21 protein-coding genes and 2 pseudogenes are annotated in these 23,815 nt (G+C 74.5%); 15 read left to right on the top strand and 8 right to left on the bottom strand.

Annotated elements, in window-relative coordinates; genetic code table 11:
* The 12 genes and pseudogenes from Ae331Ps2_RS06995 to Ae331Ps2_RS34170 all read left to right on the top strand — a co-directional run.
* Complete coding sequence (locus Ae331Ps2_RS06995) at positions 1-1,437, top strand: glutamyl-tRNA reductase (RefSeq protein WP_075309986.1); 1,437 nt, start codon at positions 1-3, stop codon at positions 1,435-1,437.
* Positions 1,434-2,390, top strand: a complete 957-nt coding sequence (gene hemC / locus Ae331Ps2_RS06990) for a hydroxymethylbilane synthase (protein ID WP_020626099.1) — start codon at positions 1,434-1,436, stop codon at positions 2,388-2,390. The genes Ae331Ps2_RS06995 and hemC overlap by 4 nt, the downstream gene beginning before the upstream one ends.
* A 16-nt stretch (positions 2,391-2,406) precedes the next feature.
* On the top strand, positions 2,407-3,948 hold the full coding sequence (locus tag Ae331Ps2_RS06985) for a uroporphyrinogen-III synthase (protein WP_075309988.1): 1,542 nt from the start codon (positions 2,407-2,409) through the stop codon (positions 3,946-3,948).
* A gap of 114 nt (positions 3,949-4,062) precedes the next feature.
* Positions 4,063-5,043 (top strand): porphobilinogen synthase, encoded by a 981-nt coding sequence (gene hemB, locus Ae331Ps2_RS06980; protein ID WP_075309990.1) that lies wholly within the window; start codon positions 4,063-4,065, stop codon positions 5,041-5,043.
* A gap of 244 nt (positions 5,044-5,287) precedes the next feature.
* A complete protein-coding gene (locus Ae331Ps2_RS06975) occupies positions 5,288-5,977 on the top strand; it encodes a hypothetical protein (RefSeq protein WP_139318915.1) in 690 nt (229 codons plus the stop codon).
* A gap of 49 nt (positions 5,978-6,026) precedes the next feature.
* Positions 6,027-7,340, top strand: a complete 1,314-nt coding sequence (hemL, locus tag Ae331Ps2_RS06970; RefSeq protein ID WP_075309994.1) for a glutamate-1-semialdehyde 2,1-aminomutase — start codon at positions 6,027-6,029, stop codon at positions 7,338-7,340.
* Between the two features lie 2 nt (positions 7,341-7,342).
* Entirely contained in the window at positions 7,343-8,002 is a 660-nt protein-coding gene (locus Ae331Ps2_RS06965; protein ID WP_075309996.1) for a histidine phosphatase family protein, read from the top strand.
* Entirely contained in the window at positions 7,999-8,598 is a 600-nt protein-coding gene (locus tag Ae331Ps2_RS06960; RefSeq protein ID WP_075309998.1) for a TlpA disulfide reductase family protein, read from the top strand. The genes Ae331Ps2_RS06965 and Ae331Ps2_RS06960 overlap by 4 nt, the downstream gene beginning before the upstream one ends.
* A 96-nt stretch (positions 8,599-8,694) precedes the next feature.
* On the top strand, positions 8,695-9,558 hold the full coding sequence (locus Ae331Ps2_RS06955; protein ID WP_075310000.1) for a cytochrome c biogenesis CcdA family protein: 864 nt from the start codon (positions 8,695-8,697) through the stop codon (positions 9,556-9,558).
* Positions 9,558-11,204, top strand: coding sequence for a cytochrome c biogenesis protein ResB (locus Ae331Ps2_RS06950; protein WP_075310002.1), 1,647 nt, complete (start codon positions 9,558-9,560; stop codon positions 11,202-11,204). The genes Ae331Ps2_RS06955 and Ae331Ps2_RS06950 overlap by 1 nt, the downstream gene beginning before the upstream one ends.
* Before the next feature lie 6 nt (positions 11,205-11,210).
* Entirely contained in the window at positions 11,211-12,167 is a 957-nt protein-coding gene (ccsB, locus tag Ae331Ps2_RS06945; protein ID WP_075310004.1) for a c-type cytochrome biogenesis protein CcsB, read from the top strand.
* A 1,432-nt stretch (positions 12,168-13,599) separates the two neighbouring features.
* Positions 13,600-14,475: pseudogene (locus Ae331Ps2_RS34170) on the top strand (MinD/ParA family protein); the annotation flags it as partial.
* A gap of 129 nt (positions 14,476-14,604) precedes the next feature.
* Here Ae331Ps2_RS34170 and Ae331Ps2_RS06935 read toward each other — a convergent pair.
* Both Ae331Ps2_RS06935 and Ae331Ps2_RS06930 read right to left on the bottom strand, forming a co-directional pair.
* Complete coding sequence (locus Ae331Ps2_RS06935) at positions 14,605-14,838, bottom strand: hypothetical protein (protein ID WP_020622554.1); 234 nt, start codon at positions 14,836-14,838, stop codon at positions 14,605-14,607.
* 85 nt (positions 14,839-14,923) lie between these two features.
* Positions 14,924-15,136, bottom strand: coding sequence for a BldC family transcriptional regulator (locus tag Ae331Ps2_RS06930; RefSeq protein ID WP_043276768.1), 213 nt, complete (start codon positions 15,134-15,136; stop codon positions 14,924-14,926).
* A gap of 300 nt (positions 15,137-15,436) precedes the next feature.
* Here Ae331Ps2_RS06930 and Ae331Ps2_RS06925 point away from each other — a divergent pair, with 300 nt between their 5' ends.
* Positions 15,437-15,964 carry a DUF4229 domain-containing protein gene (locus tag Ae331Ps2_RS06925; RefSeq protein WP_075310006.1) on the top strand — a complete coding sequence of 176 codons (528 nt, stop codon included), beginning with the start codon at positions 15,437-15,439 and terminating at the stop codon, positions 15,962-15,964.
* 163 nt (positions 15,965-16,127) lie between these two features.
* Here the strand turns inward: Ae331Ps2_RS06925 and Ae331Ps2_RS06920 are convergent, their stop codons facing one another.
* The 3 genes from Ae331Ps2_RS06920 to menE all read right to left on the bottom strand — a co-directional run bounded on the left by Ae331Ps2_RS06920 (position 16,128) and on the right by menE (position 20,340).
* Positions 16,128-17,000 carry a 1,4-dihydroxy-2-naphthoate polyprenyltransferase gene (locus Ae331Ps2_RS06920; protein ID WP_075310008.1) on the bottom strand — a complete coding sequence of 291 codons (873 nt, stop codon included), beginning with the start codon at positions 16,998-17,000 and terminating at the stop codon, positions 16,128-16,130.
* Positions 17,001-17,135: 135 nt separating this feature from the next.
* A complete protein-coding gene (locus tag Ae331Ps2_RS06915) occupies positions 17,136-18,890 on the bottom strand; it encodes a hypothetical protein (protein WP_075310010.1) in 1,755 nt (584 codons plus the stop codon).
* Between the two features lie 226 nt (positions 18,891-19,116).
* Positions 19,117-20,340, bottom strand: a complete 1,224-nt coding sequence (gene menE, locus Ae331Ps2_RS06910) for an o-succinylbenzoate--CoA ligase (RefSeq protein WP_170917009.1) — start codon at positions 20,338-20,340, stop codon at positions 19,117-19,119.
* 176 nt (positions 20,341-20,516) lie between these two features.
* Between menE and Ae331Ps2_RS06905 the strand changes: the two genes are divergently transcribed.
* Positions 20,517-20,798, top strand: a complete 282-nt coding sequence (locus tag Ae331Ps2_RS06905) for a hypothetical protein (RefSeq protein ID WP_075310014.1) — start codon at positions 20,517-20,519, stop codon at positions 20,796-20,798.
* Positions 20,799-20,802: 4 nt separating this feature from the next.
* Here Ae331Ps2_RS06905 and Ae331Ps2_RS06900 read toward each other — a convergent pair whose 3' ends face one another.
* Together Ae331Ps2_RS06900 and Ae331Ps2_RS06895 are read right to left on the bottom strand one after the other, a co-directional pair.
* Positions 20,803-21,705 (bottom strand): 1,4-dihydroxy-2-naphthoyl-CoA synthase, encoded by a 903-nt coding sequence (locus tag Ae331Ps2_RS06900; RefSeq protein WP_075329704.1) that lies wholly within the window; start codon positions 21,703-21,705, stop codon positions 20,803-20,805.
* 17 nt (positions 21,706-21,722) lie between these two features.
* Positions 21,723-22,616 carry an aminoglycoside phosphotransferase family protein gene (locus Ae331Ps2_RS06895; RefSeq protein ID WP_075329703.1) on the bottom strand — a complete coding sequence of 298 codons (894 nt, stop codon included), beginning with the start codon at positions 22,614-22,616 and terminating at the stop codon, positions 21,723-21,725.
* A gap of 155 nt (positions 22,617-22,771) precedes the next feature.
* Between Ae331Ps2_RS06895 and Ae331Ps2_RS06890 the strand changes: the two genes are divergently transcribed.
* A complete protein-coding gene (locus Ae331Ps2_RS06890) occupies positions 22,772-23,611 on the top strand; it encodes a helix-turn-helix domain-containing protein (RefSeq protein ID WP_083695302.1) in 840 nt (279 codons plus the stop codon).
* Here Ae331Ps2_RS06890 and Ae331Ps2_RS30275 read toward each other — a convergent pair.
* Positions 23,612-23,815: pseudogene (locus Ae331Ps2_RS30275) on the bottom strand (IS5/IS1182 family transposase); the annotation flags it as partial. It abuts the gene before it with no gap.

Genomic DNA, 23,815 nt, shown 5'->3' with positions numbered 1-23,815 from the left:
ATGAGCGTCCTCGTGGTCGGCCTGTCGCACCGCAGCGCTCCGGTCGAGGTGCTGGAGCGCCTCGCGGTCGCTCCGGGTGACGTGCCCAAGCTGCTCGAGGAGATGCTCGACCGCTCGCACGTGGAGGAGGCGGTCGTCCTCTCCACGTGCAACCGGATCGAGATCTGCGCGGTCGTGGACGCGTTCCACGGCGGCCTCGGCGACGTCACCGACGTGCTCGGTGCCCATGCCGGGTTCCCGATCGGCGAGCTGTCCGAGCACCTGTTCGTGCACTACGCGGGCTCGGCGGTCCAGCACCTGTTCGCGCTCGCGGCGGGCCTGGACTCGATGGTGGTCGGCGAGTCGCAGATCCTCGGCCAGCTGCGCGGGGCCTACGCCGCCGCGGACAGCGCGGGCGCCGTCGGCAAGGTCCTGCACGAGCTGGTGCAGCAGGCGCTGCGGGTCGGCAAGCGGGTGCACGCCGGGACCGGTATCGACGAGGCGGGTGCCTCGGTCGTGTCGGAGGCCCTGCGCGACGCCGACCGCGAGCTCGGCGGGGACGGTCTGGCCGGGCGCCGCGCCGTCATCGTCGGGGCGGGCGCGATGGGCGCGCTGGCCGCGGCCCACCTGCGTCGCGCCGGGGCAGGCGAGATCGTCGTGCTGAACCGGTCGGCCGAGCGCGGCGAGCGGCTCGTCGAGAAGATCCTGGAGCACGCGGACCCGGGCACCACGGCGCGCTTCGCGGTGATGGACGACCTGGCCGCCGAGCTGCGCGACGCGGACCTGCTGCTGGCCTGTACCGGCGCGATCGGCCACGTCGTCGACGTCGAGCCGGTCGCGCAGGCACTGAACGGCCGCACCTCCCCCCTGGTCGTGTGCGACCTGGGCCTGCCGCGCGACGTCGACCCGGCCGTCGGAGAGCTGGCCGGCGTGCGCATGGTCGACCTGATCACCCTGCAGCGTCGGCTGCTCGACGTCGCCGACGGCGGTTCGGTCGCCGTGGCCCAGAAGATGGTCGACGCCGAGGCCCAGCAGTACCTGGCCGGGCAGCGCTCGGCCGAGGTCACGCCGACGGTCACCGCGCTGCGCCGGCGCGCCTCGGAGGTCGTCGACGCCGAGCTGCTGCGCCTCGACTCGCGGCTGCCCGATCTGGACGCCCGGGTCCGCGAGGAGCTCTCCCGCACCGTGCGCCGGGTCGTCGACAAGCTGCTGCACACCCCCACCGTCCAGGTGAAGCGCCTGGCCGAGGGCCCGGACGGGGACAGCTACGCCGCGGCGCTGCGCACCCTGTTCGAACTCGACCCGCAGGCCGCCGCCGCGGTCGCTGCCCCGGTCCGTGGCGCCGACGCCAGCGTCGACGGCGGCGACGTCGCCGCCGCCCTGCGCTTCAGCGACCCCACCGTGCCGTTCGACGTCACCCCGTCGATCGGGTCCCGTCCCCCGGAGCAGATCTCGTGAGCGTCCTGAAGATCGGCACCCGGCCGTCGAAGCTGGCGGTCGCGCAGTCCACCACCGTGGCCGACCGGCTCGTCGCCGCCGGCCACCCGTGCGAGCTGGTCACCATCTCGACCAGCGGTGACCGCTCGTCGGCGCCGATCCCGCAGATCGGGGTGGGGGTGTTCGTCTCGCAGCTGCGCGACGCGCTCTACGCCGGCGAGATCGACGTGGCCGTGCACTCGTACAAGGACCTGCCGAGCGCGCAGCCCGAGGGGCTGACGATCGCGGCGGTCCCCGAGCGCGAGGACGTCCGCGACGCGCTGGTCACCGGCGGTCGGGTGCTCGGCGAGCTGGGCCGTGGTGCCCGGGTCGGGACGGGGTCCCCGCGCCGGACCGTGCAGCTGCACGCGCTCGGCCTGGGGCTGGAGGTGCTGCCGATCCGCGGGAACGTGGACACCCGGATCGGGAAGGTGCGGTCCGGCGAGCTGGACGCGGTGGTCGTGGCCGCCGCGGGACTGCGCAGGCTGGGCCGCGTCGACGAGGCGGACGAGCTGATCGACCCGCTGCAGATGCTGCCCGCCCCGGCCCAGGGCGCGCTGGCGATCGAGTGCCGCACCGCCGACACCGACCTGGCGGCGGTGCTGGCCGCGGTGCTGGACGACAGCGGTGTGCGCTTCGCCGTCACCGCCGAGCGTGCGGTGCTGGCGGGGCTGGAGGCCGAGTGCACGACCCCCGTCGGCGCGCTCGCCGAGGTCGTCTCCGACCTCGACGACGACGGCCGCGCGGTCGACCGGCTGTCGCTGCGCGGCGCGCTGGGGATCGGGGACATCGCGGGGGGCGACGTGGTGCGCGCCTCCGCCACCGGAGACATGGACGACGCAGAGAAGATCGGGGCCGCGGTCGCCCTCGAGCTTCTCGACCTGGGAGCCGAGGACCTGCGCCCCGCAGGTCCCGGTGGTCCCGCCAACCGCTGATTCGGGAGTTTCTTCAATGACAGGACCTGCCAACACCTCGGGGCGGATCGCCTTCGTGGGCAGCGGACCGGGGGACCCGGCGCTGCTCACCGTGCGTGCCCGGGACGTGCTCGCCGGCTCGCCGCTGGTCATCACCGACCCGGACGTGCCCGAGGGCATCCTCGCCCTGGCCGCGGACGGCGCCGAGGTGCGCCCGGCCGTCGGGCAGCCCGCCGACATCGCGAGCGACCTGCTCAGCGAGGCCGGCCAGGGCCGCTCGGTGGCCCGGTTGGTCTCCGGTGACCCGCTGACCAACGACGCCGTCGTCGCCGAGGCGATGGCCGTGTCCGCCTCGGGCACGCCGTTCGACGTGGTTCCGGGCGTCCCGTCCTCGACCGCGGTCCCGGCCTACGCCGGTGTCGCGCTCGGGTCGGCGCACGTCGAGGCCGACGTCCGCGCGGGCGTCGACTGGGCCGCGCTGGCCGCGAGCCCGGGTCCGGTCGTGCTGCACGCGACGAGCGCGCTGCTCGGCGACGTCGCCGCCGGTCTGACCGCTCAGGGTGTCCCGGACGAGACGCCGGTCGCGATCACCGCGGGCGGCACCACCTCCACCCAGCGGACCATCTCGTCGTCGGTCGGGCGGATCGCCGCCGACGGCGGTGACCTGGAGGGCGCGCTCGTCCTCACCGTCGGCGAGGCCGCCGGTCGCCGTGGCGAGCTGTCCTGGTGGGAGTCGCGCGCGCTCTACGGCTGGCGGGTCCTGGTTCCGCGCACCAAGGACCAGGCCGGCGTGATGAGCGAGCGGCTGCGGATGCACGGCGCCATCCCGGAGGAGGTGCCGACGATCGCCGTCGAGCCGCCCCGGTCGCCCGCGCAGATGGAGCGCTCGGTCAAAGGCCTGGTCGACGGCCGCTACCAGTGGGTCGTGTTCACCTCGACCAACGCGGTCAAGGCCGTCTGGGAGAAGTTCGGTGAGTTCGGCCTCGACGCCCGCGCCTTCTCCGGCGTGAAGATCGCCTGTGTCGGCCGCTCGACCGCGGAGAAGGTCCGCGAGTTCGGCATCGAGCCCGAGCTCGTCCCCGACATCGACGAGGCCCAGTCCTCGACGTCCGAGGGCCTGCTGGACATCTTCCCGCCGCACGACGACGTCCTCGACCCGGTCGACCGGGTGCTGCTCCCGCGCGCCGACATCGCCACCGAGACGCTGTCGGCCGGGCTGCAGGAGCGCGGCTGGGAGGTCGACGACGTGACGGCCTACCGGACCGTCCGGGCCGCCCCGCCGCCCGCGCCGATCCGTGAGGCGATCAAGACCGGCGGCTTCGACGCGGTGTGCTTCACCTCGTCGTCGACGGTGCGGAACCTGGTCGGCATCGCCGGCAAGCCGCACGCCAGGACCCTGGTCGCCTGCATCGGCCCGGCCACCGCGGAGACCGCGCGCGAGTTCGGCCTGCGGGTCGACGTGCAGCCCGAGGAGTCCCGCGTCCCGACCCTGGTCGACGCGCTGGCCAGCCACACCGCGAAGCTGCGCGCCGAGGGCAACCTGCCGCCGCCGAAGAAGGTGAAGGCTCGCCGCCGCTGAGCGTGCGAAGGGCGCATCGGCACTGCCGCTGAGCCGTCCCCGTCCGGCCCCGTACCGCCTCTCCGAGGTGGTGCGGGGCCGACGTGTGTCCGGGGCGGTCGTAGCCTGGTCCGCATGGGTTTTCCGGCGCAGCGTCCCCGACGGTTGCGGACCACCCCCGCGATGCGGCGGCTGGTCTCCGAGACCGAGGTCCGTCCGCGGCAGCTGGTGCTGCCGATGTTCGTCCGTGAGGGCGCGACGGAGCCGGTCCCGATCGGCTCGATGCCCGGGGTCGTGCAGCACACCCGCGACTCGCTGCGCAAGGCGGCCGCGGAGGCGGCGGCCGCGGGCGTCGGCGGCGTGATGCTGTTCGGCGTCCCCGAGCACCACGACGCGACCGGCTCCGGCGCCGTCGACCCGGACGGCATCCTCAACGTCGGCCTGCGCGACGTGCGCTCCGAGGTCGGCGACGACCTGGTCGTGATGTCCGACCTGTGCCTCGACGAGTTCACCGACCACGGCCACTGCGGCGTGCTGGACGCCGACGGCGGCGTCGACAACGACGCGACGCTGGACATCTACGCGCGGTTGGGTGTCGAGCAGGCCCGCGCGGGCGCTCACCTGGTCGGGCCCAGCGGCATGATGGACGGCCAGGTCGGCGTCATCCGCGCCGCGCTCGACGAGGCCGGGTTCACCGACACCGGCATCCTCGCCTACACCGCGAAGTACGCCTCGGCGTTCTACGGCCCGTTCCGCGAGGCGGTGAACTCGCAGCTCACGGGCGACCGCAAGACCTACCAACAGGACGGCGGCAACGCGCGCGAGGCCCTGCGCGAGCTCGCGCTCGACCTCGACGAGGGCGCCGACATGGTGATGGTCAAGCCCGCCCTGGCCTACCTCGACATCCTGGCCCGGGTGGCCGACGTCGCCGACGTGCCCGTCGCGGCGTACCAGATCTCCGGTGAGTACGCGATGGTCGAGGCCGCCGTCGCCCGGGGCTGGCTCGAGCGCGAGCGGACCATCATGGAGACGCTGACCTCGATCCGCCGCGCCGGCGCGGACGTGATCCTGACCTACTGGGCCACCGAGGTCGCGTCCTGGCTCGACCGGGGCTGATCCCGCCACCGTCGGGACGATCTTCTGTTCGCGCGGTGGAGAGCGTGTCCGCCGTGGGCGGCCCGGGGAAGCGCCGGCGAGGCCACCTTTCTCCGAATTCGCTTACCCGGTAAGCGAGTTCGCAGACCCTGGGCCCCGATCCCGAGCTCGGCCCCGGCGCCGGGCGTCCGGCGAAGAGTGAATCGCGCCGTCGGGTACCGCCGAACGTGGCAAACCGGACACCGGCACGGCTACCGTGGACGACGTGAGCAGCGACCCCGGACAGCACGACGCCCCGCAGTACTACCGGCCCGGGCCGTCGACGGGGCGCTACCCGCAGTACCCGCAGAACCCGTACCCGAACGGCTGGCACGGCGGCTCCATGCCGCCGCCGTCGCCGCAGCAGGCACCCGCCGCGCCGGCGAACACCGCGTCGGGCTGGGGACCGCCCCCGGCGGGTCTCGGCAGCGGGCCGCAGGGCCGTCCGGCCCGGCCTCGTCAGGTCGTGACCGCGCTCGTCGCGTTGATCGCAGCGGCGGTGCCGTTCGTGGTCACCGGAATCGGTTCGTTGTTCGTGACCGTCAACGAGTCGCTGCTGAACGACTCCGGTATCCCGCGCGGGGAGTTCGACGCCGCGCTGGCCGCGTCCGGGATGACGATGGCCCAGTTCGGCCAGGCGGTGCGGGTCATGGGCGTGGTCTTCCTGGTGCTGGCACTGGTCTGGATCGCGCTGGCGGTCGCCGCGTTCCTCGGTGCTGCCGGGGCGCGGATCGCGCTGATCGTGCTGCTCGTGCTCTACGGGATCCCACTACTGCTGATCATGTTGATCGGCGGACAGCCCGTGTTCGCGGTGCTGGTCGTCGGCGTCGCCGCTGCCGGGGTCGCGCTGCTGTTCGGTCGCCCGGCGAAGGAGTGGTACGCCGCCCGCAAGCTCGGGGCCGCGAGCCGGTCCTGACACCGGCTGCGAGACTGGGCCCGTGAGCACCGGAAGCGCAGGGACCACCGTGAGCAACCCGGAACCGAAGGAGTCGGCCCGCCTCTTCGAGCGGGCGACCGAGCTGATCCCCGGCGGGGTGAACTCCCCGGTGCGGGCGTTCAACTCGGTCGGCGGCACCCCGCGGTTCATGGTCTCGGGCGAGGGCTGCCGCCTCACCGACGCCGACGGCGCCACCTACGTCGACCTCGTCTCCTCCTGGGGGCCGATGATCCTGGGGCACGCGCACCCGGCCGTCGTCGAGGCGGTGCGGTCCGCGGCGTCGCAGGGGCTGTCGTTCGGCACCCCGACCCCGGGCGAGATCGATCTCGCCGCCGAGATCGTCGACCGCACCCCTGTCGAGCAGGTCCGCCTGGTCAACTCGGGCACCGAGGCGACGATGAGCGCCATCCGGCTCGCCCGCGGCATCACCGGTCGCACGGGGATCGTGAAGTTCTCCGGCTGCTACCACGGCCACGTGGACGCGCTGCTCGCCGACGCGGGCTCCGGCATCGCCACCCTCGGCCTGCCGACCAGCCCGGGTGTCACCGGCGCCCAGGCCGCCGACACCGTGGTGCTGCCCTACAACGACCTCGACGCCGTCCGCACCGTGTTCGAGCAGCGCGGCCCGGAGATCGCCTGCGTGATCACCGAGGCCGCCGCCGGGAACATGGGGGTCGTCCCGCCGGTCCCCGGGTTCAACGCCGCGCTGCGCGACCTCGCGCACGAGCACGGCGCGCTGCTGGTGATCGACGAGGTCATGACCGGCTTCCGGGCCTCGCGTCAGGGCTGGTTCGGCTGCGACGGCGTCGCCGGGGACCTCTACACCTTCGGCAAGGTCATGTCCGGCGGCCTGCCCGCCGCCGCGTTCGGCGGGTCCGCCGAGCACATGTCGTACCTGGCCCCGGCCGGGCCGGTCTACCAGGCGGGCACGCTCGCCGGGAACCCCGTCGCCGTCGCCGCCGGGCTCACCACGCTGCGCCACGCCGACGAGGCCGTCTACGCCACCCTGGCGGCCAACGCCGACCGGATCGGCGCGATGGTGACCGCGGCGCTGGACCGGGAGGGCGTCGCCCACACGATCCAGTACGCGGGCACCATGTTCTCCCCGTTCTTCACCGCCGATCCGGTCACCGACTACGCGGGTGCCAAGGCCGCCGAGACCTGGCGTTACCCGGCGTTCTTCCACGCCATGCTCGACCACGGGGTCTACCTGCCGCCCAGCGCCTTCGAGGGCTGGTTCGTCTCCACCGCGCTGGACGACGAGGCCTTCGAGCGGATCGAGACCGGCCTCGCCGCCGCCGCGGGCGCCGCGGCCGCCGCCACCCGACCGGACGGGGTCTGACCATGGGTGACCGGACCAGCCCGCCCGCGTCGGGACCGGTGACCGTGGTGCACGTGCTGCGCCACGGCGAGGTGCACAACCCCGAGGGCGTCCTCTACGGCCGCATCCCCGGCTACCACCTGTCCGACCACGGCCGGGCCCAGGCCAAGACCGTCGCCGCGTACCTGGACGGCAACGACGTCGCGGCCGTCGTCGCGTCGCCGCTGCAGCGCGCGCAGGAGACCGCCCGCCCGATCGCGGACGCCCACGGCGTCGACATCCACACCGACGAGGGACTGATCGAGTCCGGCAACCTCTTCGAGGGCAAGCGGTTCGGCGTCGGCGACGGCGCGCTCAAGCGCCCGCAGGTGTGGCGGCAGCTGCGCGACCCGTTCACCCCGTCCTGGGGCGAGCCCTACATCGCGATCGCACACCGGATGCTCGGCGCCGTGCACGCCGCACGGGCGCTCGCCCCCGGCCGCGAGGTCGTGTGCGTGTCGCACCAGCTGCCGATCTGGACGCTGCGCCGCTACCTGATGGGCCAGCGGCTCTGGCACGACCCGCGCCGCCGCCAGTGCGCGCTCGCCTCGTTGACCAGCATCGAGTTCATCGGCACCCGGATGACCGGGCTGCGCTACGCCGAGCCGGCCGGCCCGAGCGGCGCGATGGTGACCGGCGCATGAGCCGCCTGCTGCCCGCCCTGCTCGGGCTGCTGCTGCTCGTCGCCGGCTGCGGTGTGGGCCGCGACGCCGCGGGCGGGGGACCGGGCCAGGACTTCCAGTTCGTCGCCCCGGGCGGCCAGGTGCGCATCACCTACGACCCGCCGGAGAGCCGTCAGACGATCACCGACCTGCGTGGCGAGAGCCTGCTGCGGGAGGGCACCCAGGTCGGCATCGGCGACTTCCCCGACACGGTGCGGGTCATCAACATCTGGGGTTCCTGGTGCGGCCCGTGCCGGACCGAGGCCCCCGAGCTGCAGGCGGTGGCCGAGGCGGCGAAGGGCAAGGCCGTCGTCCTCGGGATCGACGTCCGCGACGACCGACAGGCCGCCCTGGACTTCGTCACCGACCGCGGCATCACCTACGACTCGATCTACGACGCGCCCGGCCGCACCCTGGCCCGGCTCGACGGCTACCCGCGCAACGTCGTCCCCTCGACGATCGTGCTCGACCGCGACTCCCGGGTGGCCGCGGTGTTCCTGGTCCCGGTCGGCAGCTCCGACCTGCTGCCGCTCATCACGCGGCTGGCCGCCGAGCCGCGGGCCGGTTCGTCCCGCTGACCCCTGGTGACCGGCCGGTCGCGCGCCGCGCGGTGAACTACACGCTGTAGAACCCGCCGCGCGGCACCCCGAGCAGGGCTTCTACCCTGGGATGCGATGGACGCGACGACGACGCTGGCGATCTCGGGGCCGCTGCTGCTCGCAGTGCTGGTCTCGGTCGCCGCGGGCCTGGTGAGCTTCGCCTCGCCGTGCGTCGTCCCGCTGGTCCCGGGCTACCTCGCCTACCTCGCCGGGCTCGTCGGAGCGCAGTCCCCGCCGGTCACCCCGGCCGAGGCGGGCGACCGCGCCGCCGCCCGCCGGGGCGGGGCCGCGACCGTGCCCCGGGACGGCGGGCAGGACGGCGCCGTGGCCGCCGCCGTCGCACCGGCCCGGGACGACGGCCGCTGGCGGGTCGCCGGGGCCGCGCTGCTGTTCGTCGGCGGGTTCACCGTCGTGTTCGGCGCGATCATGGTCGGCGTCGTGTGGCTGTCCGACGTCCTCATCGACAACGAGGCGCTGCTGCAGCGCATCGGCGGCGTCGTGATGATCGTGATGGGGCTGGCGTTCGCCGGGGCCATCCCCGCGCTGCAGCGCGAGTACCGCTCGCACTGGACGCCGCGGGTCGGCCTCGCGGGCGCCCCGCTGCTGGGAGCGGTCTTCGGCCTGGGCTGGGTGCCCTGCATCGGACCGACGCTGGCCGGGGTCGTCGCCGTCGCCGCGGGCACCGGGGGCGGCTCGGTGCGCGGGATCGTGCTGATCCTGGCCTACTGCGCCGGGCTCGGGATCCCGTTCGTGCTGATCGCGCTGGGCGCGACCCGGGCGGTGCGCGCGCTGGGCTGGCTGCGCCGCCACACCCGGGTGGTGCAGATCGCCGGGGGAGCGCTGCTGGTCGCGGTCGGGGCGCTGCTGGTGTCCGGTCTGTGGTCCCAGTGGCTGGTCGCGCTGCAGGTCTCGATCGCCGGATTCACCCCGCCGATCTGATGAGCTCCCCGCCGCAGGCCCCACCGCAGCCGTCCGTGTCGACACCGGACGGCGGACCGCCGTCGTCGCAGCGGCCCGGGCCGCTGGTCCGCGCGCTGGCGTTCCTGCGCAACACCTGGCGCGGGCTGACCAGCATGCGCACCGCGCTGGTGCTGCTGTTCCTGCTCGCGCTGGCGGCGATGCCGGGGGCCCTGCTGCCGCAGCGCTCGCTGAACGCGTTCCTCGTGGACGACTTCTACCGCGACAACCCGACCATCGCGCCGGTGATCGACGCGGTCGGTGGGTTCGAGGTGTTCGCGAGCCCGTGGTTCGCCGCCATCTACCTGCTGCTGATGATCTCGCTGGTCGGCTGCGTGTTCCCGCGCACCGGCGAGTACCTGCGCTCGGTCCGCCAGCCCCCGGTGATGACCCCGCGCAACCTGGCGCGGCTGCCGCACCACGCCGAGGGCGACACCACCGCCGGCGTCGACGACGAGCTGGCCAGGGCCCGGCGGCTGCTGCGCGGCTGGCGCACCGTCGAGCGCACCGAGGACGACGGCTCCCGCACGATCTCGGCGGAGAAGGGGTTCCTGCGCGAGACCGGCAACCTCGTGTTCCACCTCAGCCTGATCGGCATCCTGCTCGGCCTGGCCGGCGGGAAGATGTACGGCTACGAGGGCGACGTCATCGTGCGCGCCGACGGCAGCGAGTTCTGCAACAGCTCGATCCTCGGCTACGACAGCTTCCGCGCCGGGCTGCGCGTCGACGGCACCGACCTCAACGACTTCTGCGTGAAGGTCGACCGGTTCGACGGCACCTGGCTGCCGAACGGCCAGCCGTCGACCTTCGGCGCCTCGGTCGGGTACCAGACCGGGCAGGACGTCCGTGACGGCGTCAGCACCTGGCGTCCCTACGAGATCGCGGTCAACCACCCGCTGCGCACCGACGGCGACCGCGTCTACCTGACCGGATACGGCTACGCCCCGGAGTTCACGGTGACCTGGCCGGACGGGCAGAGCCGCACCGGCGAGGTCCAGTGGCGTCCGGTCGACCAGTCCGGCACCCAGCTGTCGGAGGGGGCGACGAAGTTCGAGCGCCCCGGCATCACCGACCCGGAGCAGCGGCGCACCACGCAGATCGCCGTCACCGGGACGTTCGCGCCGACCGGCGCGGTCGACCCCGAGGGCAGGCTGGTGTCGGTGCACCCGGACCTGCGGTCGCCGACCGCCGACATCGACGTGCTCCTCGGCGACCTCGGCATCGACGACGGCCGCGGCCAGTCGATCTTCAGCGTCGACCAGAGCAAGATCGACGACGGCGAGCTGCGCTCCGTCGCCACCGCGCGGCTCGGGATCGGCGACACCACCCGGCTGCCGGACGGCACGGTCGTCCGGTTCGACGGCGTCACCCCGTGGGTGAACCTGCAGGTGGGCCACGACCCCGGCCAGTCCTGGGTGCTGGCCGCGGCGGTGCTGATGGTCGGCGGCCTCGCGCTGTCGCTGTCGGTCACGCGTCGCCGGTTCTGGGTGCGGGTGACCCCGCGCGACGGTGGGGGCGCGCGCATCACCCTCGGTGGTCTGGCCCGGACCGACCGGGCAGGCTACGGCGAGGAGTTCGACCGGCTCGCGACCGAGCTGCTCGACCCGACGGACAAGAAGGACGGTTAACCGGAGATGCTCGTCGACCCGATCACCGCGATGTGGAGCGACCGCCTGTTCCAGGCGACGCTCGTCGTGCTGCTGCTGGCGCTGGTGTTCGCGTCGCTGGAGTACGCGGCCCGCCGCGTCGCCAGGGCCTCCGCCCGGCAGTCGGAGCCCGCCCCGGTCGGGGCCGGGTCCACGGCGGTCGCCGCGCCCGAGGAGCCCCCCTCCGACGACGGCCGCCGCTCCCGCGCCGACCGCTACGGCCGGATCGGCATCTCGCTGATGGTGCTGGCGTTCCTGACCCACCTCGGGTCGATCGTGCTGCGCGGCTTCGCCGCCTACCGGTGGCCGCTGGGCAACATGTACGAGTTCACCTCGGCGCTGTGCCTGATGGCCGTCGGGGCGTGGCTGGTGCTCGTGCGCCGGCACCCGGGGCTGCGCCCGGCCGGGGTGTTCGTGCTGCCGCCGGTCGTGCTGCTGATGTTCGTCACCGGCACCGTGCTCTACCTCGACGCGGCGCCGGTCGTCCCGGCCCTGCAGTCGTACTGGATCATCATCCACGTCACGACGATCACGCTGGCCTCCGGCCTGCTGCTCGTCCCCGGTGTGGCGAGCCTGCTGTTCCTGGTCAAGCGGAACGGGAAGCCGGCGTCGTGGGCCGCGAAGCTGCCGTCGGCGGAGTCGCTCGACCGGCTGGCGTACCGCGTGACGGTGCTCGCGTTCCCGCTCTACACCTTCGGGATCATCACCGGCGCGGTGTGGGCCGAGGCGGCCTGGGGCCGGTTCTGGGGCTGGGACCCGAAGGAGACCGTCGCCTTCGTCGCCTGGGTGCTCTACGCCGCCTACCTGCACGCCCGGGCCACCGCGGGGTGGAAGAACTCCGTCGCCGCGGCGTGGATCAACACGGCGGGCTTCGCCACGATCGTGTTCAACCTGTTCTTCATCAACATGGTGGTCGCCGGGTTGCACTCGTACGCGGGGGTGTGAGGCGCCTCGACCACCGGGTTCCGCCCGGCTACCGTCGTTTCCCGTGAGTGAGAACGGTTCCGGCGAGCAGCCCGACGGGTCGGTGGGCCGCTACGTGCGGGAGCGCTGGGCCACGACGGAGTCCCCCGGCCGGTCCTTCGGACGGCGCAGGCGGACCGGCGGTGACGACGCTGCGGAGCCGGCCGCCGAGCCCGGTGACACGCCGCCGCGGACCCCGACGGCCGCCGAGCGCGCCGCGTCGGCGCCCGCCCCGGGCCGCGCGGCCATCGGCACGCAGACCCCGCCGGCGGGCTCGGCGTGGGGCAGCGAGCTGCCCGAGATCGACGACGACCTGGTCGACGAGATCGACCCGTCCACCCCGCCGCACGGGATGGACCTGTCCGCCCTGCGAGAGACCCCGCGCCCGACCTCCCCCGCCGGCTCCTCGGCGGCCGCGGATGCCGAGGAGGAGCCCGCCCAGGCCTCCGCGGGCGACCCCCGGCACCGGCGCGACGACGCCTCCCCGGACCCGGGCGTGCACGACCACGGCCCCGACGACACCGGCCTCTACCGGGCCGGGGGCACCGACTCCGAGCCGTGGTGGGCGGTGCCCGCCTCCGCGGTGCCCGACGACGACCCCGACGCGGACCTCATCTGGCGTGCCGACCGGTCCGGGGGGCGCACGGCCGCCGACGCCGGCGACCGTGCCACGACGTCCGGGGACGACTCCCCGGCGGCCGCGCCCGACTCCCCGGTCCGCTCCTCGGCGGCCGACCCGGACTCCCCGGACCGCTCCTCGGCTGCTGCAGCCGACTCCCGGGACCGCTCCTCGGTCGCTGCATACGACTCCTCGGACCGCTCCGCGCCCGCCGGGTACGACGGACCGGTCGTGCCCACCGCCGTGGCGCACCCGGACCCCACAGGGCGGTCGCACCCGGATCCCACGGCTCGGTCGCTCCCGGATCCCGCGGGTCCGGCGCCCGCGGATCCTGCGGGTCCGGGGCCCGCGGACCCCACGGAGAGCGGTGGCCGCGCGGCGCGGGGCGGGTATCAGCCGTACGCCGAGCCGGCAGCACCCGGACGTGGTGCCGCGGCTCCCACCGAGGGGACACGGGAGCCCGCCGGAGCCGCCCCGACGCCCCCCGCCCGGCCCGGGACCCCACGGACGGATCGTTCCCGTGACGACCGGTCCCGTGACGACCGGTCCCGCGACGACCGCCGCCCCCGTCAGACGGACCGTCCCTGGCGCGCGGCGTGGGACGACGAGTCCGCGGAGACCGGACCCCAGCGCACCCTGACCCCGCCGCGCGGCCGCCCGCAGACGGGGGTGAAGCGGCCTCGCTGGACGGCCCCCGAGGCGATCGAGGCCCGGGCCGCGCAGCACCGCCGCGGCGACGAGCCGCACGGCGGGCTGGACCTCGCGCCGTCGCGCATGGGGCACGGCGGCGCGGGGCGTCCGCCGACGAGCGGATGGCGGCGCTGGGTCTACGTGCTCACCGGCGGCCTGGTGAACCCGGGGGAGAGCCCCGCGGAGCTGCACCGGCGCGACCTCGTGGCCCGCGCGAACCGCCCGCTGATCAGCTCGCACAAGATCGCGATGCTGAGTCTCAAGGGCGGGGTCGGGAAGACGACGGTCACCGCGACCCTCGGGGCGACGTTCGCGTCGCACCGTGGCGACCGGGTGGTGGCCGTCGACGCCAACCCCGACCGCGGGACGCTGAGCCAGAAGATCCCGTTGGAGACCACCGCGACCGTCCGCCACCTGCTGCGCGACGCCGACCGCGTCCGCCGCTACAGCGACGTCCGGGCCTACACCTCACAGGGTGTGTCCCGGCTCGAGGTGCTCGCCAGCGAGCAGGACCCGGCGGTGTCGGAGGCGTTCAGCGAGGACGACTACCGGCGCGCGGTCGACCTGCTGGAGCACTTCTACAACCTCGTCCTGACCGACTGCGGCACCGGCCTGATGCACTCCGCGATGTACGGCGTGCTGGGGATGGCCGACCAGATCGTCGTCGTGTCGTCGGGCTCGATCGACGGGGCCCGCAGCGCCTCGGCGACCCTGGACTGGCTCGACGCGCACGGCTACGGGGCGCTGGTACGCAACGCCGTCGTCGTCATCAACACCGTCTACCGGCCGGGTACCGGTGGCGGGGTGGACCTCGACCGCGTCGCCGAGCACTTCTCGGGACGGTGCCGGGCCGTGGTCAAGGTGCCGTTCGACCCGCACCTGGAGGAGGGCGCGGAGATCGACCTGGACCGCCTGGAGGAGGCGACCCGCACGGCGTTGCTGGAGCTGGCGGCGGCCGTCGCCGACGGCTTCCCGGTCTGATCCCGGGCCACGGACGGGCCTGGCGACGCCCGATATGTGAGCGGAGACACCGAAGGGCGGTCCGCCCGGTCAGGGGGACCGCCCTTCGGTAAAGGCGTCTTGGTGGAGGTGCCGGCCGTGCGAACCCGCTCAGGGACGCTCGGGCGGGTCCTCCTGGTTGCGGACCTTCTCGTCGAGCTCACGCAGGAAGTCGGGGTCGTCGTCGGGGCCGGTCGCCCGTGGCTTCTCGGGTCGCTGGCCCGATGACCAGGGGAACTCCGCGCGCGGGATGCGGTCGGAGACCACCTGTTCGGACCGCAGGGTCCGCACGAGCAGCACCGCGACCACGGCCGCGCCGACGAGAAGGATCAGGAAGAACAACATCAGGCCACCTCCGCTGTCCAGCCTAGCGAAGGTGGCCTGACGTACGGGTGAAGTCGAGACCCTCACCCCATGTGCGTGGTCCGGATCAGCGCAAGCCGCTGTTCGCCTCGCTGGTGAGGTCGGCCAGCAGGCCACGGACCTCGGACTCGCGGAACCGGCGGTGTCCGCCCGGCGTACGGATCGAGCCGATCCGCCCGGCCGACGCCCAGCGGGTCACGGTCTTGGGGTCGACGCGGAAGAGCGTGGCCACCTCACCCGGGGTGAGAAGTCGCTCGGGTGCCTGAGTCGGAGCTGCCATGGGGATCCTCCCGAAGTGCACGTGGAGTATGTGTCACGGTGCTCGCCGGAGGCATCCGGCCGGGTACCGCTCTCTCTTTCCGGGCCATCGTGACACCACAGACCCCGGGTACTCGAACGGTGTTGTGTGGGTAAAGGGTTCTTAAAGGGCAAAGCCGGTGAACGAGTCGAACCGGACAGCCGGGGGCATCCGGGGAGGGACCGCCACCCGGTGGGGTGGCGGCGATCCGGACGTCCGTGCCGGGCCCGGGCGGAACCGGGCAGCCGCGGCCCGGCCGGTCCGGCCCGTACCCTGGTGGCCATGACGTCTCCGACCCCGCCGCAGGCCGCGGCGCGGGAGCGTGCCGGTGAGCCCGGGCTGGCCACCACGGTGGCGCTCTACACGCTCGCGCGGCTCGGTCTGCTCGCCGTGATGACGGTCGTCCTCGCGCTGATCGGCGTGCCGTGGCTCGTCGCGCTGCTCGTGGCGCTCGTCGTCGCGCTGCCGCTGTCGATGGTGCTGTTCCGCGGGCTGCGGGAGCGGCTGGACCGGGCGATCGCCGCGTCGACGGCCCGCCGGTCGTCCGAGCGGGCGTCGCTGCGTGCCCAGCTGCGCGGCGACGTCGGCCCGCCGCCGACCCCGGTCACACCCGCCGAGCCGGCCTCTCCGTCGGCCGACACGTCCCCGTCGGCGACCGGAGCACCCTCCACCGCGTCTCCGTCCACCGCGTCTCCGTCGGGCGCTTTCCCGTCTGCCGCGTCGCAGTCGGTCGCTGACGGCGCTGACGGCGCTGAGGCGTCCGCCGGGTCCGACCCGGCCCCGTCGGCGGCCGACGGCCCGGCCCGCTGACGGTCGGACGCCCCGGCCCGCCTGCCGGTCGCGCTCCGGCGTGTGGGCCCGCGGGCCCCCCGGGACGGATCGACCCGGCACGGCCGACGGCCGTACTCCGACGTGCGGACGGCGCGCCTCGGTCCGGGGACGGATCGATCCGCCGGCGGTGCCGGGACCGGTCTCAGCCGAACGCGAGCCCGACCGCCACGGCCACGCCCCAGGCCAGCAGGAGCAGGCCGGTGTCCTTGAGGACGGGGATGAGCGCGGGGCCCTGTGCCCCGCCGAGCACGATCCGCACCGGCCGCACGGCCGCGGGCAGTGCGAGGAGCGCCAGCAGCACGCCGGGCCGGTCGAACGCGGCACCGACCGCGACGACGAACGGCACCAGCACCAGCGCGAGATAGAGCATCCGGGTGCCGCGGTCCCCGAGCCGCACCGCGAGGGTGCGCTTGCCGACGACCCGGTCGCCCGGGATGTCCCGCAGGTTGTTCGCGACCAGCACGGCGCAGGTCAGCAGCCCGGCACCGACCGCGGCCCCGACGGCGGCGGCGTCGACGCGCCCGGCCTGGGTCACCATGGTTCCCAGCACCGCGACCGGGCCGAAGAACACGAACACCGCGACCTCGCCGAGCCCGGCGTAGCCGTAGGGCCGCGATCCGCCGGTGTAGTACCAGGCCCCGACGATGCACAGGGCCCCGACGAGCAGCAGCCACCACTGGCCCGAGACCGCCGTGAGCACCAGACCGGCGACGGCCGCGATCCCGAAGCAGGCGAACGCCGCGGTCTTCACGGTGGCCGGGTCGGCGGCCCGGGAGCCGACCAGGCGCTGGGGGCCGACGCGCTCGTCGTCGGTGCCGCGGATGCCGTCGGAGTAGTCGTTGGCGAAGTTCACCCCGATCACCAGCGCGACCGCCACCAGGAGGGCGAGCAGTGCGGAGCCGGGAGCGACGGCGCCCGCGCCGAGCGCGGCGCCGGTCCCGACGAGGACGGGGGAGATCGCGGTGGGAAGGGTGCGCGGCCGCGCGCCCTCGACCCACTCTGCCGTGGTGGCCACCCCGGAAACCTATCCCGCCGCGCCGCCGTCCCGCCGGAACCGTCCCACCTCACAGCCACACCCCTGGGCCGGTCGCCACACCCGCTGCAACGGGTGTGAGGACCGGCCCAGGGGGGTGGCTGCGGACCCGGGAGGTCAGGGGGTGCCGGAGGGCGCCCGTTGGGCCGAGCCGGGCATCACGCGGGCGGCCTGGCTGGCGCCGTCGGGGACGTCGCTCGTGGGCGCTGGCGTGGGGGTGGGCCCGGGCGAGGGGGTGCCCGCCGTGGACCCGCCGGCGGCCGGAGCCCCGGTGCCCGGCCGGTCCGCCCCGGAGGGCGACGGTGCGGGGGAGGCCGGTGCGGCGCCTGCCGGGGCGGAGGGAGCGGCCGGAGCCGGTGAGCCGGCTGCCCCGGCGGACCCGCCGGGTGCCGGGGAGGTCGCGGACCCGCCGGGCGCGGGGGAGGCCGCGGGCCCGGCGGGCGCCGCCGGAGCAGCGGAGCCGGCGGCCGCCTGAGCGGCGGTGCCGCCGGACGCCGCGGGAGCAGCGGTGCCGCCGGACGCGGCGGGAGAAGTGGAACCACCCGACGCGGCGGGCGCAGCAGACCCACCAGGCGCAGCCGAGGCGCCGGGCGCGGACGGCGCAGCGGGCGTGGGCCCGGCGGCAGAGGCGTCGGACGGAGTGGGCGCGGCCGGGGCGTCGCAGGCCGGGACGTCGCCCGGCAGCCCGGCGAACGCCGTCGTCGGGAGGTACTGGCCGTCGCCGATCCGGACGAACGCGCCGGAGGTGCACTGCACCGGCACCTCGGTGGCGTCGACGGCGATCCCGACCGACTCCGCGCCGGTCTCGGGCCGGGCGAGGATCTGCACGTCCGGGGCGCCCTCGGTGCGGATCGCGGACAGCCGCTGCGACCCGGTCCACAGGTAGTCGACCTGGACCTGCGAGTTGTCCTTCAGTCCCAGGACGTCCCAGAAGATGCCGTCGCCCAGGTCGATGCCCGCCGGGTTGGCGACCTTGCGGCCGAACTGGTCCTTGCCGCCGTTGTGCCCGTTGCGCGCGGCCGCGGCCTGCGGCACGCCCTGGGGCAGGTCCTTCCACATCTGGCGCTCGTTCGACGGGTTCCAGTAGTCGTCCTTGGTGTTCCACGGGCCGATGTCCCACACCGGGGCGATCGCGCAGCGGCCGTTGGGGGCGCAGACCTTCACCGAGTAGTCGGTCTTGCCGTTGGCCGAGAGCGCCCGACGCGACGGCAGCGCGACGAAGCGGTCCCGGTTGACGATCTTGTGGCCGTTCGCGGTGGTGCCGCCGACGAGCCCCTCGCGGGTCGCGAACACCGAGTAGCTGCGCGGAGCGGCCTCGGTGAGCGGCTCGCCCTCGGCGCCGGCGCTCGGCGTCGCGGTGAGGGTGACCTCCCGGACGGTCGGATCGGCCGCGCCGGTGGCGGTGAGGACCAGGCGTCCCTGCACCTCGGTGACGGCCTCCGGCAGCTCGGTGCGGGAGCCCTCGGCGGGGATCCACTCGGTCCAGCCGCCGCCTGCCCGCTTGCCCCGGACGTCGACCGACGCCGTCGAACCGTGAGGGGTGTCCGCGACCAGCCGGGAGTCGACCTCGCGGGTCGGGGTGTCCAGGGTGTGCGGAGCGAGGGTCAGCAGCCCGGTGGGGACGACCTCGGCCGGGTCCGCGGAGGACTCCGTGTCCCCCTCGTCCGCCGGGGCCCCGAAGGCCGTCGACCGGTCGAACCGGGCCCCGTCGGGCGAGACGACGACACCGTTGCCGGTGCCCTCGCTCAGCTCCGGCTGCCACGTCGTGCCCGGCTCGTCGGCCATCGCCGGGACCGTGGCGGCGGCACAGAGCGCGCCGGTCGCGGCGAGCAGACCGATGGCCCGCAGCCCGGCCCGCGTGATGCTGCGCATGGACAACCCCCGCTGATAGCTGTGACTCGTGTGACGACGGGGAACCCTGTGATGGGTGTGGGTTCTGAGTCGCCAGTGGTCGTAGCACACTCGATTTCACGGGCGCACGCAACGCACTCTGTGTGAACCAACTCCAAGGTGTGTACGCGGATCGGGTGGTGGAGACCGTGACGCAACGGCGCGATCCCACTGCTGAACGTGACCGACAACTCCGCTGGGTGAGCGGTCAGGCGGAGCGTGCCCGCATCAGGAGATCCGCGACGGCGGTGCGGTCGGGCTTGCCGATCCCGCGCTCGGGCACGGTGTCGGCCCGCAGCAGCAGCCGCGGTACGGCGGCACGACCGCAGGCCGCGCGGACCGCGGCGCGCAGGGCGTGATCGTCCGGGGCGGCCGCGGCGGGCACCACGAGTGCGGCCACGATCTGACCCCACTCGTCGTCGGGAAGGCCGACGACACACGCCGCGCGGACGCCGTCGACCGCCAGGAGCGCCCGCTCCACCGCGGCCGGCGCGACCTTCTCGCCCCCGGTGTTGACGACGTCGTCGGCCCGGCCCAGGACGGTCAGCGTCCCGTCCGGCGCGAGCGCGCCGAGGTCCCCCGTCCGGAACCGGCGGACGCCTCCGTCGGACACGAAGGCCTCCGCGGTCGCCTCCGGTGCCCCCAGGTACCCGCCGGCGACGACCGGCCCGCCCAGCACCACCCGACCGTCGGCCGGGTCGAGGGTGACCTCGACGCCGTCGAGCGAGACGCCGTCGTAGACGCAGCCGCCGCAGGTCTCGCTCATCCCGTAGGTGGTGACCACCCGCACCCCCGCGGCGAGCGCGCGCTCGCGCAGCCGCGGGTCCAGCGCCGCCCCGCCGACGAGCACGGCGTCGTACCCGGCCAGGGCGTACAGCGGGGCGGCGCCGTGGTCGAGGACCCGTGCCAGCTGGGTCGGGACGAGGCTGGTGTAGCGACGGGTGCCGTGCGCCATCCGCCCGGTCGCACGGGCCAGGCCGTCGGGCCGGAAGCCGTCGCGGACGTCCTGGACCACACAGGCCGTGTCCGCGAGCAGGGCCCGCAGCACCACCTGGACCCCGGCGACGTGCTCGGCGGGCAGCGTGAGCAGCCACGACCCCGGGCCGCCGAGACGGGCGTGCGTTGCCGCGGCCGAGGCCCGCAGCGCGTCCGCGGTGAGCGCGACGTACTTGGGCTCCCCGGTCGATCCCGACGTGGCGACGACGGCGACCAGCCCGTCGGGCAGCTCCCCGGCGGCTGCTGCCCGCGCCACCGGCCCCGGCAGCGCGGCGGCGTGCCCAATGTCGGCCTGCCCGGCGCCCACATCCGGACCGGGCCCGGATCGCACGGGCAGCACCGCGGGCCCCGTGCCGTGGAGGGCGGCCCGCAGCGCGGCGGCCAGCCGGGTCACCGACTCCGCGGAGCCGTCCACCGGAAGTGCGCGCACAGTCATGCTGTCAACCCTGTCTGCCGTGACGCACGCAACCGGAAGCAGCGTCCGAACGGCCTCTTTCATCAGATTCGGGGAACGGTGTAGGGCACGTGCAACGCGGACGGCCTCCCGCCCGACTCAGGGGGTGAGAGCGGCGGCGCACCCGCCCGCCGGTCACGGGTTCGAAGGAGCTCACCATGCCGTACACCGCCTCCGCCGACGCGTCCCCGACCGGGAGCCCGCGCTCGCTGCGCTGCCGTCGGCCCGCCGGCTCCGGGCACCGTGCGGACGCCGGTGAACTCGCGGCACTGGCCTTCGAGCTGCCGTCCGGCCCGGTCGGCGCTCCGGCCCCGGTGCCGGCCCCCGCCCCGGCCCCGGTGCCGCAGCACCCGGCGGTCGCGGTCCCGCAGCAGAGCGGCCCGCGGGGCGCCGCGGCGCGGCCGGTCCCCGTGCCCCGGCCGCGCCCGACCGCGGAGTGAGGACCTAGTAGTGCCAGGGGAAGGGCGACCAGTCCGGGTCGCGCTTCTCCAGGAACGAGTCCCGGCCCTCCACCGCCTCGTCGGTCATGTAGGCCAGCCGGGTCGCCTCGCCGGCGAAGAGCTGCTGGCCGACCAGGCCGTCGTCGGCGAGGTTGAACGCGTACTTCAGCATCCGCTGGGCCTGCGGCGACTTGCCGTTGATCTCCCGGGCCCACTGCAGGGCCTCGGTCTCCAGCTCGGCGTGGTCGACCACGGCGTTGACCGCGCCCATGTGGTGCATCTGCTCGGCGCTGTAGGTCCGGCCGAGGAAGAAGATCTCCCGGGCGAACTTCTGGCCGACCTGGCGGGCGAGGTAGGCCGAGCCGTAGCCGCCGTCGAAGGAGCCGACGTCGGCGTCGGTCTGCTTGAAGCGGGCGTGCTGCGCCGAGGCGATCGTGAGGTCGGCGACGGCGTGCAGCGAGTGCCCGCCCCCGGCGGCCCAGCCGTTGACCACGGCGATGACGACCTTGGGCATGAAGCGGATCAGCCGCTGGCACTCCAGGATGTGCAGCCGCCCCGCCCGCCCGGCCTGCACCGTGTCGGCGGTGTCGCCGTCGGCGTACTGGTAGCCGGTGCGGCCGCGGATGCGCTGGTCGCCGCCGGAGCAGAAGGCGCGCTTGCCGTCCTTGGGGGAGGGGCCGTTGCCGGTCAGCAGGACCGCGCCGATGTCGGCGCTGGTCCGGGCGTGCTCCAGGGCGCGGTACAGCTCGTCGACGGTGCCCGGCCGGAAGGCGTTGAGGACCTCGGGGCGGTCGAACGCGATCCGCACCGCGCCGGTGCCCCGGGCGCGGTGATAGGTGATGTCGCGGAAGTCGAACCCGTCGACCGGCGTCCACGCGTCCGGATCGAAGGTCTCGGAGACGGTCATGGCCGCACTGTAAGGACTCAGTCCGCGACGAGCGGCGCCAGCCGCCGTGCGACGGCGAGCGCGGGGCCGGGGCCGGCCCACCCGGCGTCGCCGTCGGCGTCCCAGACCTCCGACAGCACGCACACCGCGAACCCCCACGCCACCGCGCGGTCCCACCCGATCCCGACGGCGTCGGCGAGCCGCTCCAGCCGGCCCGGGGCGCGGCGGGCCAGCTCGGCCGGGTCGGCGTCCAGGGGGTTGTACAGCAGCTGCCCGCAGTCGTAGCCCGGGTCGCCGACCCGGCCGTGCGGGTCGATCGCCAGCCACGGCTCGCGGGTCGCGGCCAGGACGTTGTGCTGGTGCAGGTCCCCGTGCAGCAGCACCTCGCGCTCCGCGGAGCCGCACAGCTGCGTCCACACCGCCGCCGCCCGTTCCACAAGCGGCCGGGGCAGGACCGCGTCGGGGCGGGCCAGGTGCGCGTCGAACGCCGCCCGCTCGACCGCGACGTGGTCGAGCCCCGCCGGGACGGGTGCGCGGTGCAGCCGGGCGAGCAGCCCGCCGATCACCTCGACGGCCCGGTCGTCGGGCACGGCCGTGAGCTCGGTGCCGGGCTCGGCGCGCTCCAGCAGCAGCGCCCCGCGGGCCGGGTCGGCCCACAGCAGCCGGACCGCGCCGTCGCCGTCCCAGGCGCGCAGCGCGGCGGTCTCGGCGTCGAGGTGGCCGTCGGGCACGCCGGCCTTCAGCACGGCCGGGGTGCCGTCCGCGCAGGTCACCGCGCGCACCGCGTGGAAGGTCTGCGGCAGCGTCGCGCCGAGCTCCAGGTCCAGCTCGCCCGCGAGGTCGCCGAGCAGCCGGTCCCGGGCGGCCAGCCAGGTCGCGCCCGCCGGGCCCCAGGTACGCACCACGGTGTCGGCGAGCTCGTCACGGGGCATCGGCGCAGCGTGCCGAGGCGATCCGGATCACGCAACCGGGTTCCCGTCGACGGCGGGAGGGGCTCCGACGGGAGCTCGTCGACAGCGAGCCGCTCCACTTTTGCTGCTACTTTTGGTGAACTACCCATGGGTGGTTCACCAAAAGGGAGACGAAAGTGGCGGACGAGGTAGAGCAAGCCCTCCGACGAGTGCGGTCCGGAACGACTGCTCGCAAGCTCGAGACCTCGACCCTGGACTTCAAGCAGGCGTCCGGGAAGCTGAAGGACACCCTGGTGAACTTGTCCGAGGCAGCTGTCTGCTTCGCAAACGCCACCGGCGGGACTCTGGTCCTCGGAGTGGCTGACGACATCGCCGGCCCAGCCGGGATCGTGGGAACGAGTATGGACCCGGACACGGTCCGGCACGGAATCTACGAACGGACAACGCCCTCGTTGGACGTCGTGGTGACTCGTCTGACGTTCGAGGGCGTCGACCTGCTTCGGGTCGACGTGCCCGAGGGCATCGAGGTCGTCAGTACATCGACGGGACGCTACTGCTGGCGCCGAGGAACGGACTGCCCGCCGATGACGGCTGAGGACGTCGGCCGGTTACGGGAGGAACGCCGAGGGGAGGACTGGTCATCCCGCTCCAGCAGGGTGGCCGCAGGGGTGGCGGATCCGTCGGCCCTGGTCCGGGTGCGAGAGTTGTTGCAGGCAGTGCCGACCGACGGCGCCACCGCATTGCGCGCGTCCGACGACCGCGAGCTGTTGTCTGGACTTGGTCTGCTGACTGCTCGCGGACGACTGTCAAACGCCGGAGTCGTACTCCTCGGCAGGCGGGAGGCCTCTGCGCAGCCGGAGATCGTCTATCAGCACCGCAAGGCCGCCTCCGGCGAGGCTGACACGATCTTGCACCTGCACGGACCGCTGTTGGTGGCCATGCAACGGTTGCTCGAGGCCATCGAGCTGCGGCTCACAGCTACACCGCTCAATGAGGTGTTCTCAGTAGCGGGTTGATCATGTCGTGCGGTCGTACTCGGTGTGGAGTAGTACGAGCGCAGCTGCGGTGATCGCGCCGGTGCGCCAGGGACATAGCGTGACTCGCCGCAACGCGGCGAAGGTGGTCTTGAGCAGGGCGTTTCCGCGTTCGGCCAGAGCACGAAGGGCTGAGTGCAGGGTGTTGACGGTGCGCTGGTTGACCGTCTGCCCGCGGCCGGGGGC

Origin of the sequence: Pseudonocardia sp. Ae331_Ps2 (genome assembly GCF_001932405.1) — a bacterium.
Lineage (GTDB): Bacteria > Actinomycetota > Actinomycetes > Mycobacteriales > Pseudonocardiaceae > Pseudonocardia.
This window is presented reverse-complemented; position numbering and strand designations above follow the sequence as displayed.